15 protein-coding genes are annotated in these 14667 nt (G+C 61.7%); 1 reads left to right on the top strand and 14 read right to left on the bottom strand.

Annotated elements, in window-relative coordinates; genetic code table 11:
* The 14 genes from ACYQ11_RS12375 to ACYQ11_RS12440 form a co-directional block, all read right to left on the bottom strand.
* A partial coding sequence (locus ACYQ11_RS12375) for a hypothetical protein (protein WP_459924103.1) occupies positions 1-633 on the bottom strand: 633 nt, incomplete at its 3' end.
* Between the two features lie 260 nt (positions 634-893).
* Positions 894-1691 carry an RDD family protein gene (locus tag ACYQ11_RS12380; protein WP_459924104.1) on the bottom strand — a complete coding sequence of 266 codons (798 nt, stop codon included), beginning with the start codon at positions 1689-1691 and terminating at the stop codon, positions 894-896.
* The gene (locus tag ACYQ11_RS12385) at positions 1688-2692 is read right to left on the bottom strand and encodes a stage II sporulation protein M (protein WP_459924105.1); all 1005 of its coding nucleotides are present in this window, start codon (positions 2690-2692) and stop codon (positions 1688-1690) included. The genes ACYQ11_RS12380 and ACYQ11_RS12385 overlap by 4 nt, the downstream gene beginning before the upstream one ends.
* Complete coding sequence (locus ACYQ11_RS12390) at positions 2689-4059, bottom strand: DUF58 domain-containing protein (RefSeq protein WP_459924106.1); 1371 nt, start codon at positions 4057-4059, stop codon at positions 2689-2691. Before ACYQ11_RS12390 ends, ACYQ11_RS12385 begins: the two co-directional genes overlap by 4 nt.
* 6 nt (positions 4060-4065) lie before the next feature.
* The gene (locus ACYQ11_RS12395) at positions 4066-5031 is read right to left on the bottom strand and encodes an AAA family ATPase (protein ID WP_459924107.1); all 966 of its coding nucleotides are present in this window, start codon (positions 5029-5031) and stop codon (positions 4066-4068) included.
* Entirely contained in the window at positions 5028-6299 is a 1272-nt protein-coding gene (locus ACYQ11_RS12400; RefSeq protein ID WP_459924108.1) for a DUF4350 domain-containing protein, read from the bottom strand. Before ACYQ11_RS12400 ends, ACYQ11_RS12395 begins: the two co-directional genes overlap by 4 nt.
* On the bottom strand, positions 6289-7953 hold the full coding sequence (locus ACYQ11_RS12405; RefSeq protein ID WP_459924109.1) for a hypothetical protein: 1665 nt from the start codon (positions 7951-7953) through the stop codon (positions 6289-6291). Before ACYQ11_RS12405 ends, ACYQ11_RS12400 begins: the two co-directional genes overlap by 11 nt.
* Before the next feature lie 4 nt (positions 7954-7957).
* Entirely contained in the window at positions 7958-8272 is a 315-nt protein-coding gene (locus ACYQ11_RS12410) for a hypothetical protein (RefSeq protein WP_459924110.1), read from the bottom strand.
* Positions 8269-9267, bottom strand: coding sequence for a hypothetical protein (locus tag ACYQ11_RS12415; RefSeq protein ID WP_459924111.1), 999 nt, complete (start codon positions 9265-9267; stop codon positions 8269-8271). Before ACYQ11_RS12415 ends, ACYQ11_RS12410 begins: the two co-directional genes overlap by 4 nt.
* A 22-nt stretch (positions 9268-9289) precedes the next feature.
* On the bottom strand, positions 9290-9847 hold the full coding sequence (locus ACYQ11_RS12420; RefSeq protein WP_459924112.1) for a B-box zinc finger protein: 558 nt from the start codon (positions 9845-9847) through the stop codon (positions 9290-9292).
* A 30-nt stretch (positions 9848-9877) separates the two neighbouring features.
* Positions 9878-10663, bottom strand: coding sequence for an RDD family protein (locus tag ACYQ11_RS12425; RefSeq protein WP_459924113.1), 786 nt, complete (start codon positions 10661-10663; stop codon positions 9878-9880).
* 473 nt (positions 10664-11136) lie between these two features.
* Complete coding sequence (locus ACYQ11_RS12430) at positions 11137-11643, bottom strand: hypothetical protein (protein WP_459924114.1); 507 nt, start codon at positions 11641-11643, stop codon at positions 11137-11139.
* Between the two features lie 335 nt (positions 11644-11978).
* Positions 11979-12953: an electron transfer flavoprotein subunit alpha/FixB family protein gene (locus ACYQ11_RS12435; RefSeq protein ID WP_459924115.1), complete on the bottom strand. Its 975-nt coding sequence runs from the start codon at positions 12951-12953 to the stop codon at positions 11979-11981.
* A 4-nt stretch (positions 12954-12957) separates the two neighbouring features.
* The gene (locus tag ACYQ11_RS12440; protein WP_459924116.1) at positions 12958-13728 is read right to left on the bottom strand and encodes an electron transfer flavoprotein subunit beta/FixA family protein; all 771 of its coding nucleotides are present in this window, start codon (positions 13726-13728) and stop codon (positions 12958-12960) included.
* Between the two features lie 197 nt (positions 13729-13925).
* Between ACYQ11_RS12440 and ACYQ11_RS12445 the strand changes: the two genes are divergently transcribed.
* Positions 13926-14627, top strand: a complete 702-nt coding sequence (locus tag ACYQ11_RS12445) for a histidine phosphatase family protein (RefSeq protein ID WP_459924117.1) — start codon at positions 13926-13928, stop codon at positions 14625-14627.
* The last annotated feature ends 40 nt before the right edge of the window (positions 14628-14667 follow it).

Raw genomic sequence — 14667 nt, forward strand, 5'->3', positions numbered from 1 at the left:
AAAGGTGTACCCGGTTTTCACCAGAGATCCGGTGTTGCCCAGAACGGTGACCGGATCACCGTTGTGGTAGCTGTTGCCGTCCGTGGGCACGGCGCCTCCGGTGTTGGTATTGCCGTCATAGGTGACCGAGTACGTGGGCAATACCGGCGGAGAAAAATCCAGATCGTCAATCGACAAGAGTAAATTGCTGCCGCTGATGGTCACGGAGCTGATGTTCTGGAAATCAGTGTTTGCCGAAAAATCAAGGGTTTGAGTTACCCATGAATTGTTTGAAACAAGGGTCACGTCACTGCCGCCGCTGGGTGTGATCAGGATGTTTGCATCCGCCAGGGCATCAATGGCGAGTCCCCTGAAAAAGAACGTCAGCCCATCTGCCGCTGAAATGGTCAGGGAGGAATTTGTACCGACGGCCATGTAATAATCGGCTCCGTCATCCCCCAACGGACTGGTGCTGTCATTTGTCACGAACGTTCCGATCAATGGCGCTCCCAGGGTATAGGTGATGCCGTCGTTGGTGAATTGAGCGCCTGCCTCATTCAAAGCACTGTCATCATTGAAGTTTTCATCCGCCGGTTCGGCGTACGCTAAATGGAACGACGCGGCCATGACAATGGCCGTGATGAGAAGGGTCACGAGGGCTTTCATTTTTGTGAGCATTCGCATGTTGTACCTTATTCGTTGTTTATTAGGGGGGGGGGTGAACGATATTACGTGATGACCTTATCGTGCCCTGAATGAGGCGGTCATTTCAAATCGGAATAAAAACGGACTGACACGGCGGATTCGCGCTTCGGCGACGGACGACGCGACAGACTGCCGTCATGGAACATCATTTAATGTTCGGACATTATAGACGAGCTTCCAGACTGATGCAACGGAGAAATGATCGTGGGTTATGACGGCGTTTGCCGCAGGGCACCGGTGCCGGCCTCACTCCGGAAAAGGATTTCCACCAGGTTGCGGGTGATCTGCTCGTCGGAGAGTCCGACGAGGGCTTCGTCGGGAAAGGTCACGTGGTTTCGGAAGTGGGCGGCGATGGCGGCGAACAGGGTGATGCGGGCCTGGGGGGCGAGGGCTTCCCGGCGAAGCAGGGCGGCGAGGGCCAGGTCGGCCTCGGCGGGGGTGGTTTTCTGGCGGAGCCGGGCGCAGAGGTGGGGATAGGCGCGGAAGGAGTTGAACTTCCCGGCGAACAGCTGGGACAGGTCGGGCTGGGGGGTGTCGGGGGTCCAGACCACGATGGTTCCGGCGGCCAGGTCTCCCAGGCGCTGGTAGACGGGGGAGATCAGCATGAAGAGCCCCCCCAGCAGGTAAAAGGCGGGCAGAATATCCACCAGCCGCAAAAGGTTCCGGAGGGCCACCTGATCGAATCTCAATGACAGGCCCTGGGCGTCCATGACCCGCAGGTTAAGCAGCCGCTTGCCCACAGTCTGGCCGTGCCAGAGCCATTCCAGCACCATGCCGTAGCCCATGGACACGGCGAAATAGGTGAGGATGGACAGGGCCGTGTACACATCGGCGCTGATCAGGCCGACCAGGCCGAACAAGGCGGTGATCACACGGGTCAGCACGGCAATGCACATCAGATCCGTCAGAAAGGCCAGCAGCCGGACCAGGGGGCCGCCCAGGCGCAGGGCGAAGGTCAGGCCTTCGGGGGTGTGAATGGTCATGGCGGCGTAGCGTCGATCGTTCATGGCCGCACCTCTTCGCCGGATCGTCCGCAAAAAGCCAGAAAGGCGATCAGGGCCGTCAGTTCCACGGCACCGAACAGGATTTTGACCGCATAGGGAATGACCGGTTCGTGATACTGGGACAGAAAGGCCTCGACCAGACCGGCCCAGACCAGCAAAATCGACACCCCGGCGATAAGGGTCAGAAGATCCGGCCCGACGGCTCTCAGCCGGTTTCCAAGACCCATGGATTGCCCCCGGCCGATCAGGGCCCCGGCCAGCACCAGACCGGCCTGGCCCGCCAGAACGATGGCGGGAATTTCGATGGATCCGTGGGGCAGAAGCCAGCCCATCAGAAACACACCCTGGCCGGCCAGCAGGTAGTCGGCGACCACGGCCCCCAGCATCACGCCGTTTGCAAACAGAAGAATCAGGGTGCCGAGGCCCCAGGTGATCCCGAGGCCCATGGCCAGCATCGAGACCCGGGTGTTGTTGGCGATCAGCTGGGAAGAAAAGCCGGATTTATGACCGGCCAGGCGGTCCCGGTCGGCGCTTTCCTCCCAGGCCACGCGGTCCGCCGGATCACCCGACAGATGTGAAAAAGGCATCAGGGCCTCTTTGGCCTGGGGGTCCAGAGACAGGGCAAGGCCCCCGAACAGGCAACCGCCGGTCATGATGGCCGCAGACACCATGAGGGCCAGGATGCGCCGCCGGACCGTTCGGGGAAAATCCCGGACAAACCAGCGCAGCGGGGAAAAGGCCCGGCCGCGTTTGCGGCTTTCGTGAATCCGTGCAAAGGCCCTGGCCACCAGGGCTTCCAGATACAGACGGATGCCCTGCTCTGCCGAAAGTCCGGCCATGCGGGCAAGATCCGAGGCGGCTTTCTGGTACAGGTAGTAAAACCGCTGGATGCCGTCAAGGTCAAGGCGCATGGCCGGGTCGCGGTCCAGACGGTCGAGCAGGTCCTCGAGTTCGGTCCAGAACGGTTCGGCCTCGCGGATATAGGCGTTGAGATCAATAATCATAGACATTGCCTCTGCTTGATATCCAGATACTGGCCGATCAGGCCAAGGCTGAGGCCTGAGGGGTCCAGCTGAAAAAAACCGGTGTGACGCCGTCCCAGGGCCTTTTCCAGTTCCCGGAGCTGGTGCCAGAGGGTGTGACCGGCCAGATGCCCGTACAGATCGCCGAGATTTGGGGCATCCCGGGAGAACAAGGGTTTTGCCCAGGATGGTTTGAGCATGTTCACCACCACCAGATGCCGCCGGCTGAGGATGTGAACGTGGTTGAGAAAAGTCTCGGCCAGCACCGGATCATCCAGACTGGTCAGGATGATCAACAGGGACCGCTTTCGGAGCCGGGTTCCGGCAAAGGTGAACAGTTCGGAAAAATCCGGGGTGATCCGCCGGGGTTCGGCCATGTAAAGCAGATCCCGCACCGCGTTGTAGTGGGCCTTGCCGCTGCCGCTCCGGAGAAACCCCAGCATGGTGTCGGCGAACAGTCCGACGCCGATCCGGTCGCCCTGTTTTTCCGCGGCCAGGGCCAGGGTCAGGGCGGCGGTAATGTACCGGTCCAGGATGGTGTCCCCGGAGGCCGGATCCGTCTGTCGGTGATCGGGGGCCTCGTTCGGGTCGAAGATTCGTGCGCTGCGGGCGCTCATCCGTGAGGCGTCGATCATCAGGTAGATGTCCTGGGTGCGTTCGACCTGGAAGACTTTGGAGATGGGGGCGCCCCGCCGGGCCGTGGCCTTCCAGTGAATGTCCTCGTAGCTGTCTCCGGCCGTGTATTCCCGGAGCTTTTCGAATTCCCGTCCCTTGCCCAAAAGACGCCGGGACCGGCTGCCCGGGTCCCGGCTCAGAAACAGGCGGGCCAGGGTTTTCCGTTCCGTGGAAAGGTCCGGATAGACGCGGATGTCGACGTCAAGGATGTGCACGGCGCGAACAGCCCACAAGCCCAGAAGGGAGGGGCGATCCAGATAACAGCGCTCCAGCCGGTAACGGCCCCGCCTGCGGGCGGTCAGTTGGAAGGTCAGACGGTGGTCGGTGTGATGGCGGTCAAGCACCAGGGACTTGTCCGCCGTGTCAGGCACCAGGTCGGGCGTGAGGGCCGGGCCGAGGCGCAAAGCACCGCCGCATTCATTGGCGGTATGGATGTGAAAGGTCAGATCCCCGACCCCGTTTTGACTGAGGCGCAGCACCGGGTCGACGGTCACCACGACGTCCCGGGCCCGGCGCCGGGATATCAGCGCATCTGAAAGGGCCAGGGCGGCCAGAAGGGCTGCAAGGCCCCAGGCGGCGGTTCCGGTTCCGGGAATCAGGGCGGCCATCAGGCTCGAAGGGATCGTGATCATTCCTGAAAACACGATCAGTCGTCGGGTGGGTACCATGGGCATGGGCCTTTACCTGGGAACCGTCACGTCTGTGAGAATGTCGCCGATTACGTCCGAAAGGGTCAATCCCTCGATTTCAAATTCCGGCCGGAGAATCAGGCGGTGTTCCAGCACCGGCCGTGTCATGACCTTGATATCGTCGGGGGTGACGAAATCCCGGCCCGACAGGGCGGCAAGGGCCCGGGACGAGAGCAGAAGGGCCTGGGTGGCCCGGGGGCCGGCCCCGGTCAGCACCGAGGGATGGTTCCTTGTTTTCCGGACGATATCGACCATGTAGCCGATCAGCTCGTCGGCCACCCGGATGCCGAAAAGGGCGCTGCGCAGCCGGGACAGAGGCTCGCCGTTGAGCACCGGTCGGACGGTCCCCGAGGCCAGGATGGTTTCCGGGGCCTGATCGCTGCGCATCCGCTCGGCAAGTTGAAGTTCCTCGTCCCGGTCCGGGGGATCCATGGTGATTTTCAGCAGAAACCGGTCCTTCTGGGCCTCGGGCAGGGGATAGGTGCCGTCGAACTCGATGGGGTTCTGGGTGGCGAAGACGGTGAAGTCCGGCGACAGGACATGGGTGTTCCGGTCAATGGTCACACTGCGTTCCTGCATGGCCTCCAGCAGAGCCGACTGGGTCTTGGCCGGGGCCCGGTTGATTTCGTCGGCCAGCAGAAACTGGGTGAACACCGGCCCCTTGATCAGGGAAAAGCGGTTGTCGCTGAGGTTGAACACATGGGTGCCGGTGATGTCGGCGGGCATCAGGTCCGGGGTGAACTGGATGCGGTTGAATTCACAGCCCAGCACCTGGGAAAGGGTTTTGACCAGAAGGGTCTTGCCCACGCCGGGGACGCCTTCGATGAGTACATGGCTGCCGGTGAAAATAGCGACCAGGCACTGGTCGATGACCCGCGTCTGACCGATGATGACCCGGCCCACTTCGTCCCGGGTCCGGGTGAGGATGTCCTTGAGTTGTTCCGTATCCGTGTTCATGGTGTTTTTCCTTGGGACAGCAGGCGTCTGATCTCACGGTAGGCGGAAAGGGGATCCTTTACCCCGGCCTCGGACGTGGACACGGCGTCTGCCGCCGATAAAAGGGTGTGGCGTGTGTCGGCCCGGTCGCCTTTGAACAGGCGGATTCCGTCGCCGGAGCGTTTCCATTGGGCCACACAGACCCGGATCAGATCGCCGGGCGGGATGTGGCGTTTGTACAGACTGATCAGGCCCGAGGTCTGGTCCCGGTCCGACAGGGCCCCCCGCCGGATGGGCCGGTCCGCAGGGGGAACCAGGGGCACCGCGTTTTTCCAGATGAAAAGGAGTGCCAGAAGGGCCAGGGCGCAAACCAGGCCTTCCAGATCGTATTTGCGGATCAGGGTGGCGATGCCCGGTTGCATGTGGATGCCCAGGTGGGATTCGTCAAAGATCACCCGGCGGTGTTCGCCGATGAGGGCCGTCAGAAAAGCGGGGTGCAGATCCTCTGAAAGGCCCTCGTTGCTCATCATGTAGCTGTCCGAACAGAAGACAAGGGTTCCACGGCCCAGCGTCCGTTCGATGACCACGGGCTCCCCGTCGCGCCGGGCCAGGATCCGCCAGTCCGGGGTGAGATCGGTGAAAACAAGGGTCGAATACCAGGGCAGGGTCTGCGGACCGGACCCGTCATCGAACACGGCCGTGAGGGAGGACGGGTCCGGATCGGATGCCCAGGGTCGGTCTTCGATGGCGTAGCCCCAGATCTCCCGGAGGTCGACGGTGCGGATCCGGGGTGGCGGCGGTGAGCTTTCATCGTCGGGAGCCGGTTTGGATTCCGTCTCGGTGTCCGTTTCCTCCGGCGGCACCGGGTCCGGCTCGTCCGGGGAAACCGGGTCCGGCTCATCCGAACCCTCCTCGTCGGGGCCACCCAGGCTCTGGACGGGAAACAGGGCCACGACCACACGGCCACCGGCGTCGAGCATGGCGGCCAGGGGCTGATACTGGGCCTCGGGGATGCTGCCGCTGCCGGCCTGATCGCCGAGAAAAAACACCGTGGCCGGATCGGATGCATTCAGCGACGAGAGGGAGGCCCGGTGCCGGGACACCGACAGGCCCAGATCCGTCAGGGCATCGTGAAAGGCCCGGCAACCCAGGGGGTCGGACCGCAGCGTCGAGTAGGGCGGATAGATGTCGCCGGCATCGAACCGGAGGGTGAACAGATGAACGAGGGCCCATCCGAACAGACCGAACAGGAAAAGAAGGGCGAGGGTCTGACGGTGTTTAGCGAGCATGGCCGAGGATCCTTTCCTGGATGCGGGCGAAATCGAGAACATCGTCCCGGCTGACGGAATGCATGCCGTACCAGACGCCCTCGAACCGGGAGACACTGTCGGCGAAGCCGTGGACGCGCTCCGGGTGGTCATGGCCCCGCCGGGACAGTTCGTCCAGATAATCCCGGTTGGATTTGTAGCGGGCGAGGAAAAGCAGCTGCTGTTCGGAAAGCCGGGCCAGGGTCCCCAGGTAGAGGGCCCGCATGGCCGGCCGGAAATCGCCCTGATCCATGAGGGTGTGGGCCAGGCGGCTCCAGGAATCCGGCGGCAGATCGTCGGCCGACACGCTGTCGTCATTCAGGTCCACGGTGACCTGGGCCTCCGTCGCGACAGGCCCTGGCATCTTTTTCCCCCGGTTCCGGACCATCCGGAATAGGAAAACGATCAGGAAAAGGACAAAAAGTGCCGACAGGGCGTACAGGACCATCCGCAGGGATCCGCTTCGACCGGAGGGTCCGGTGTCCATGGACCCGTCCCCGTCAAGGGGGGGGAAGAGTTTTCTCAGCCAGTCCGCGATGGTGTCCACCCAGCGTGCTATGCCTTTGAAAAAGGCGGTCAGATGGGGGTTCAGCCAGTCGAAAAAGGCCTGGAGCATGCCGGGCTCATCGTTCTCGTCGATATCTGCAGGCGGCATGCGCCAGGCAAAGGCCCGCCTGTTCAAGACCTCATGCACGGCTTCTTCCAGCGCCTCGGGGCTGACGGCGGCGGGCGGGGCGATCCGGGCCGGAATCGGATCCTCGGTCAGGGCCAGGGCGCTGTGGGGCATGCTCAGGGCCGTCATGCCGAATCCCGCCGCAGCGATTGTCAGAAGGCCAATGATTGCCAGGCGTTTGAGACCGACCATCAGGTCCTGCCCCCCGGCGGCTGAGATGCCATGGAACCAGCGGAGGGTGTAGACGGTTTTGACCAGAGGATCCACGCATACATAGGTCAGGCAGAGCACGGTCATCAGATAGGTGCTGTTCAGGGGATTGAATCCGCCGAGGGTCATGGCCGATTCGATGCCCAGAAGACGCTTGGCCAGCTGGGGCAGGGCGTAGACGGCGATGGCCGCGTTCATCAACACGATCAGTTTCAAAAGGGTCAGGTAGAGGAGGATCATGTGGTTCTGTGCGGGCTCACGGGCGGCGGTTTTGAAGGTGTCCCGGACGATGGCGGTGACGGATTTTCCGGGAGGACAGTCGGCCACCAGGCAGGACTGATAGAAGGCATACACCCAGCCGTAGGGCAGGGTGATCAGAAGAGCCAGGGGCAAGAGAAAAGGTGCCGTGGCATGGACCAGGGCCTGGAAGGACAGGTGTCTCAGGGCTGCGGACGCAGACCCTCGCTGGGGCGGGGTGTCGTTCAGGTGGTCGAGGAGGCCCCGGGCAAAGAGACACTGAAACCCCTTCATCCAGACAAAAAGCAGGGCAAGGCCCAGGGCCGACACGCTCAGGCGGCCGGGGGCAAGGGCACTTTGGCTCATGTCGCCCCAGAAAAAAAGAAGGGCTGTCACAAAAGGCAGGGTTCCGGCATAGTAACGGACCAGAAGGCCTTTGGGAAGGCGTCTCAAAAGGTGGATGGCCTCTTCGATGAGGGCCGTGCCGGTCTGCTGACGGGGTTTGTCTCTGCCCATGGCGTTACCAGAGATCCTTGAAGATCGTGCCTTCGTGAAAGGCGGTGGGCAGCAAAAGCAGCAGCCGCCCTGCGGAATGGAACATCAGCCAGAGGATCAGAATGCCCAGCATCAAGGCGGCCAGGGAGCGGAGGGCGGCAAAGGTGCGTGTCCGGGGAGCCGGGCCGCTGACGTCCTCGCTCAGACAGGCCGCGCACAGCACGCGGCCATCGTGCTCGGTGACGCATTCCCGGCAGAAAAAACGCCCGCAGGACGGGCAGCGGGCCACGGCTTCGCGGAATCCGTGGTTGAAACAGCGCCGGGCCGACAGGCTGTTCATACGGTTCTCCGGCGCCTGAGGGCCCACAGTCCCCAGATTCCCACCAGGGCAAAGGCGATGATGCCGATGATGTCCAGGGTCAGAAAAACCGGATAGTCAAAGGGGTCCATCCGGGTGTGCAGCCGGAGCAGGGTCAGCTGATCGAGGGGTCCCTTGTCCTGACCGGCCCGCTGGAACACCAGAAACATGGTTTCGGCATAACTCTGGATAAAGCCCAGAACCACCAGGCCCAGACCGGCCCAGGCCGAGTGTCTGACCGAGGGGGAGAGACCGCTGTCCTTCTGGCGCACCAGGGCCGTGATGCTGGCGATGGCCATGGCTGCAAACAGAAGGGTTGCCGCGATGACCAGGAGATAGGGCCGGTAAAAGAGGGTGATGCCCGACATCACCGACAGCATGATCAGCATCAGATAAAGGGCAAGGTGCCAGGCTCCCGTCTCTTCCCGGCGGGGAAGATCGTCGGGGTCCACGGCCGAGAGCTGTTTGCGGACCGATGGGTCGGCGTCGGCCAGATGGGCCAAAACCTCGGGGGTAAGGGTTCCCTGGGCCTCGACGATGCGGTCCCTCAGCCGGGCGATCATGGAAAGGGTCGGCCTCATCCGGTGGGCCGGGGAAAGCTTTTCACGGCCCACCGCCGTGATGATCCAGCAGGCGCAGGAGGGGCCCGCAGCCAGGCAGAACAGACCGTAGAGCAGAAACACCGGGGCGGTGACCCAGAAAAACACCTGGACCGCGTGATCGAGTTTGAAAAGGACGGCGCCCGCGATCAGGCAGATCGCAAACACGGCGAACACGAACAGGGTCTTGGTCCGGGCCGTGGTGGTTTTTGACACCACCAGGCTTTTGATGTCCGTGTAATAGAACCTGCGGTAGTGTTCACTCATGCCGCTGGATACCATCAGAAGCAGGTGATCGGGGCCCAGCCAGAGGGTGTCCCGTCCAAGGGTTTTCCGTTTCTGTCCGGGAAGTCGCTGATAGGGTCTGGCAGTGGGCATGTCGGTCTCCGGCCGTCGTCGTTCAGGTCAACAGGGTGTAGAGTCCGGCCGACCAGGCCAGAATCTGAATGCTTGAAAAGATGCCCGCCAGCACGAATCGGATGCGGGTGCGCCCCACAATGCTGGTCGGGGCCTTCCAGTACCGGAACACCATGAAGAGCGACAGAGGCGCCGTGATCACGGTGATCCAGAACAAAAGCAACGGCAGAACCGACAGGCGGAGGGCGATGCCGTCATACAGGGTCCGGTGGTTGTCCAGGTCGTTGTTGCTCGTCTGATGCTTCTTCCGTTCCAGGCAGGAAAAGCAGGTGTGCCGCCCGGACAGCTCCACGTCGCAGAGGGCACACAAAAAACGCCCGCAGGTGTCGCAGGCGGTCACGGCTTTTTTGCCGGGATGATAGAAGCATCCGGCTTCCTGGTCCGACACAAGGGTTTCCCCGGCCTGAGCCGCGGGCGCAGGAGACAGGGCCGCAGGAAACAGATCCACCCGCTGCCGGGTTCCGCATCGGGCGCAGGGAACCAGGGTACCGGTATTGACCGCCTCCATGGGAATCGGGGCCTGACACTGGGTGCATCGCATAGGCGTTATTCCGTTTGAAAAATACGATAATTACAGATGCCGGACCCGGATCACCCGTGTGGCACAGATCCGGTCGTGAAGGGCGCGCTTTTCGCTGTCCCACCCCGCCATCAGGTAGCCTATGCCCAGGGTGATGCCGCTGACCAGTTCACCGAAATAGCGGGCAAAGCCCCGCATGTAGGAAACCTGACCCTGGTCGGCGGTGATGACCTTGAGACCGCAGGCCATCTTGCCCGGAGTGGCGCTGAAGTGACCGAGAAACAGGGAGCTGTAAGCCGCCGCCACCAGAATCTGCAGAAACATGGTAAACAATGTGAATTGCAGCGTCGCCGCCGGATCATCCAACACCGGGACCATCAGAAGTCCCATCACGAAGCCCATGAGCATGTTGACCACGCTGAGGATCAGGCCGTCGATGAACTTGGCCGCGACGCGGATCCAGAACCCTGCATAAACCGGCCCGCCCACGGAAACGCCTTCCCGGATTTTCTGGACGAACAGGGGTTTGCACCCGGCGCAGACCCGGGCGTTCTCAAAACGGACCAGTTCCTCATCGTAAAACTCACCCCCGCATTCCGAGCACCGGGCCGTCTCGCCGATGGGCTCCGGCGCCGTGACCGGCACGCCGGGAATCGGATCGGGTTCCTTGGCCTTGCCCGGGTAGTCCGGCACATCGGCCAGCCGGGTCCAGCCGGAAAAGGTGCTGTTCCAGACCAGGGTTTTGGCCGTGATCTGGCCGCTTGCCACACAGGCTTCGAAATCCGCCTCATCCAGGGGGCCGATCCGCTCCTTGCCTACCGCATAATACCACTGCATGCATGTCCTCCATGGGGGTGGTGAAACACCGGGGTGATAGGGTCTTTAAGTCAATGCCTTTAACTTAACGAGTGCTTTTGCTGTTTCACCTGATGGGCACGCGTTGCTTTGCCCATCCTACGGGCGACACAAGGTAGGATGGGCAAAGCGCAGCGTGCCCATCAGTGTCTTAAGTTAACGACATTGGTCTTTGAGTCAAAATCGGGATCGCACGATCCCTCCGTTCGAACGTTCAACCGGGCACAGGTCTGTGACGCCCACGGGAAGGCCTCCCCCCGTCATGGTGCATCCGATCCATTAGTATAGAATGTTATCTGACATATCAAGGGGAAAAAATGTGCGGAGACAGGCGGCGCGGATTCGTGTGGGTTCCGGGTTTTCCCCGGGAACGAAGGGGCGCTGGAACCTGAAAACCGCTTCACGCCGCCGCGTGCGGCATGAAGCGGTTTTTGGCTGAATCATTGCGCAGGGATTTAGAAGTTTTCAATGCGGTCTTCGCAGGGCAGGCCGTCCATTTTTTCCTGCCAGCGCTGCAGGGCTTCGTCGAGCATGTCGTTTTCTTCGGGGGTGTTGACCTGATAATTTCTGCCGTCATCCCAGGCGTATCCCCAGCGGTAAGGCTGTTTCCAGTAAGGTGATCCGCCGATTTCGGTTCCAAGGTAGAAGGCTGCGCCCAATTCCGGAATACCGGTTTTTTCCTGGACGCATTGGCCCAACCGGGCGTCTGCCAGCCGGCGCTCCACCCAGGTTCCGCCCCGCCAGTAGGCAATGTCGTGCTCAATGCAGCACTCACACCAGAGGTATTCCTGGGAGGGGTCCCAGGGGTACCCTTCAGGAACCACACTGCAGCCGTCAAAAATGAATTCATTGGGCTGGACGGTGGACGAGGGGGGCTCAGGCGTGCTGCCCATGGCAAACGCCGTGCCGGCAAGACAGAGTAACAGCAACAGACAATGTGTGGATATATCCGCTTTTTTCATGGTGTGTCCCTTCTTTTTTCAGTTGTCGGTCATCAAACAGGCTTTTTTCGGAAAAACGAAAACACTGCGAAACAATGTTTCCTTGTTGCAAGGGGTGTTCCACAATGGGGTGACCACCATATGGTCTTAAAAACAGCGGGTTAAACGACATGAAATTGACGCGGGGGGTCCACGGGTATAACAACCATTATCAGCCGGGGTTGAGTTGTTGAAAAATAGCGTATTATTTCAAGCAGATACATCAATTATAACCGGCGTAATAAAAATAACCCGGGTTATAAAAACAGGGGGGCGCCGAGGCCGCTATTTCCTTCCGTCCCTGGGCCTGCTGTCGATCATTTCCCCGAGACCAGCTCTTCGAAGGTTTCGATGAAGCCTTTGAGGTCGTCGACGATGCCGATGTCCGCCGCGTTGAAGATCGCCGCGTGGGGGTCGGTGTTGACGGCCACCACGAATTTGGACGCAGCCATGCCGGCGATGTGCTGGCTGGAGCCGGATATGCCGCAGGCGATATACACGTCCGGGGAGACTGCGGCGCCGGTGATGCCCACCTGGTAGCGGTATTCCAGCCAGCCCATGTCGATGAGGGGGCGGCTGCCCGCCACGGCGGAGCCGGGAATCAGGGCGGCGAAGCGTCGGATCAGGTCAAGGTTTTCGGCCTCTCCGATCCCCCGGCCCGCCGCCACGATGACTTTGGCCCGGCTGAGACCGGACGAGGCCGAGGGGTTCTGCTCGATGCCGGTAACCCGAAGGGCCCGGGGAACAAGGGTGTGGGTTTCGGTGGTGATGCGGCCGCGGTCCCCGGTGTGTGGCCGGGCGGGGAAGGCGCCGGGCTGGACGGTCACGACCGTCCGGTCGGTGCGGGGACGGATCAGGGCGTTGAAATTGCCCCCGCAGACGGCCCGGGAAAACAGGAGTGTGCCGTCCCCGTCGCGGTCGATGCCGTTGACGCCGGTGATGCAGGCGGCGGACAGACGCACGGCAAGACCCGGCGCCCATTCGGCCCCATGGGAAGAATGGGCGGTGAGGATCACAACGGCCCCGAGCAGTTCAGCCTTTTCGGCCACCAGGGTTTTGACGATTTCGCTGTTGTCGTGCACAAGGCCCGGCACGTTCAGATACAGCACGTCGAGGCCGGTCAGCCGGGCCGCTTCGTCGCAGGCCGCCGAAAGATCGTCGCCGATCAGAGCCAGCACGATGCGGTCCTTTGGGCCCGCGATGCGCCGGGCCGCGTCCGAAAGTTCCAGGGTGGCGGGTCGGAGCCGTCCGTCGGTCGTCTCCCCGATAATCAAAATGGAAATACGTTCCATAGGGTTACCTCATGATATCCTTTTGTCTGAACAGGTCCAAAAGCTGCCGGGCCTTGTCTTCCCGACTGCCGTCGAGAATCTTTCCGGCACGCTGTTTTTTGGGGTAGCGGATCACCCGGCAGGTCTGCCGGGTCAGATCGAGGGTTTCGGTCACGGTGGTCACGGTTTTGCTGTCGGCCTTGAGAATTTTCGACAAGGTGGGGTATCGGGGCGTGTTGATGCCCGCCTGGATGGTCAAAACACAGGGCAGAGTCACCTGGACCAGGCTTTTTCGGCCGCCCTCGATTTCCCGTTTCACGTGGGCGCGTTTGCCCTCCTCATCGAGGACCAGCTCCACCACCGAACTCACGCAGGGCAGTGAGAGGTGCTCGGCCAGCATCTGGCCGGTCTGTGCCTGCATCAGATCCTCGGACATGATGCCGCAGAAGATCAGGTCATAATGACCCCCGGCCGCTTCCCGGGCCAGGCGGGCCGCCACGGTGCCGGGATCCTGGTAGGCGCTGTCGTCATCGATAATGTGGATGCCGTCATCGGCACCCATGCCGAAGGCCCGCTTGAGCACCTCCCGGGCCCGTTCGGGGCCCAGGGTCAGAACATCGACCCGGACGCCTTGGGCACGATCCTTGATCAACAGGGCCTCTTCGAGGGCGTACTCGTCGAAGCGGTTCATTTTATAAGCGACATGGGCGCTTCGTGAAATCCAGGTTTCATCGTCCCGGATCGCAGTGGCGGATTCGGTCTGGGGGACGTGTTTGATGCAGACTAGAATGTTCATGACTCACCTTCTCCCTGGGTTATAATCAACCGTGTTGATATGAAAATAACCCGGCCGTCGAAAAAGATCAAGCCAAAAAGCGAACGCTCGTTCTTTTTTCTTGACAGACGGCGTCGTTCCCCTGTACTATCGTGCTGACGATGACAATCACGACCCGGCACGGCCGGGCGGCAACCGGCAAAGGACAACGCATTTTTATGACCCAGCTGATCATCATACGGCACGGCCAGGCATCGTTCGGCGCATCGGATTACGACCGTCTGTCGGACACGGGCGCTGAGCAGAGCCGGATCCTGGGCCGCTGGCTGGCGCATACGGGGACGGTCTTCGATAAGGTGATGTCCGGCACCATGAGCCGTCAGACGGAAACGGCCCGCCTGGCCCTCGGGGAAATGGGCCCGGACCGGAGCGGTCCCGTCACGGACCCGGCCTTCGACGAATACGACTACAAGGCCATCATCGGGGCCCTTCTGCCCGGCCTGATCACCGACAACCCGGCGATCGCCGATCTGTTGCCCCGGGTCACCACGGACAACCGGGCGTTTCAGAAGATGTTCGCTCCCATCATGGACCGGTGGGTGTCGGGCCGCTACGAAACACCCGGCACGGAATCCTTCGACGACTATGTGAACCGGGTTACCCGGGGGCTGCTTGGGCTGGCCGACGCCGGTGACGGCCGGCATCCCGCGGCGGTATTCACCTCGGGGGGCGTCATTGCCGTGGCCGTAAAACTGGCCCTTGGCCTGTCAAACACCGAGGCCATGCGTCTGGCCTGGTGGATCCGGAACACCTCGATGACCACGGTCAGTTACGGCAGGGGGCGGTTCAACCTGATGAATTTCAACGTGCTCTCACATCTTGACAAGGAAAACAGACCCGACCTCCTGACCTTCAGGTAGCACGGGCAAACGATAACAAGCTCACGACGGCATTACCCAA

The organism is Desulfatiferula olefinivorans, assembly GCF_054657895.1.

Coding starts and splice junctions, on each gene's coding strand:
- ACYQ11_RS12380 (WP_459924104.1), bottom strand. CDS start 1,691: ATGAACGATCGACGCTACGCCGCCATGACCATTCACACCCCCGAAGGC.
- ACYQ11_RS12385 (WP_459924105.1), bottom strand. CDS start 2,692: ATGATTATTGATCTCAACGCCTATATCCGCGAGGCCGAACCGTTCTGG.
- ACYQ11_RS12390 (WP_459924106.1), bottom strand. CDS start 4,059: ATGCCCATGGTACCCACCCGACGACTGATCGTGTTTTCAGGAATGATC.
- ACYQ11_RS12395 (WP_459924107.1), bottom strand. CDS start 5,031: ATGAACACGGATACGGAACAACTCAAGGACATCCTCACCCGGACCCGG.
- ACYQ11_RS12400 (WP_459924108.1), bottom strand. CDS start 6,299: ATGCTCGCTAAACACCGTCAGACCCTCGCCCTTCTTTTCCTGTTCGGT.
- ACYQ11_RS12405 (WP_459924109.1), bottom strand. CDS start 7,953: ATGGGCAGAGACAAACCCCGTCAGCAGACCGGCACGGCCCTCATCGAA.
- ACYQ11_RS12410 (WP_459924110.1), bottom strand. CDS start 8,272: ATGAACAGCCTGTCGGCCCGGCGCTGTTTCAACCACGGATTCCGCGAA.
- ACYQ11_RS12415 (WP_459924111.1), bottom strand. CDS start 9,267: ATGCCCACTGCCAGACCCTATCAGCGACTTCCCGGACAGAAACGGAAA.
- ACYQ11_RS12420 (WP_459924112.1), bottom strand. CDS start 9,847: ATGCGATGCACCCAGTGTCAGGCCCCGATTCCCATGGAGGCGGTCAAT.
- ACYQ11_RS12425 (WP_459924113.1), bottom strand. CDS start 10,663: ATGCAGTGGTATTATGCGGTAGGCAAGGAGCGGATCGGCCCCCTGGAT.
- ACYQ11_RS12430 (WP_459924114.1), bottom strand. CDS start 11,643: ATGAAAAAAGCGGATATATCCACACATTGTCTGTTGCTGTTACTCTGT.
- ACYQ11_RS12435 (WP_459924115.1), bottom strand. CDS start 12,953: ATGGAACGTATTTCCATTTTGATTATCGGGGAGACGACCGACGGACGG.
- ACYQ11_RS12440 (WP_459924116.1), bottom strand. CDS start 13,728: ATGAACATTCTAGTCTGCATCAAACACGTCCCCCAGACCGAATCCGCC.
- ACYQ11_RS12445 (WP_459924117.1), top strand. CDS start 13,926: ATGACCCAGCTGATCATCATACGGCACGGCCAGGCATCGTTCGGCGCA.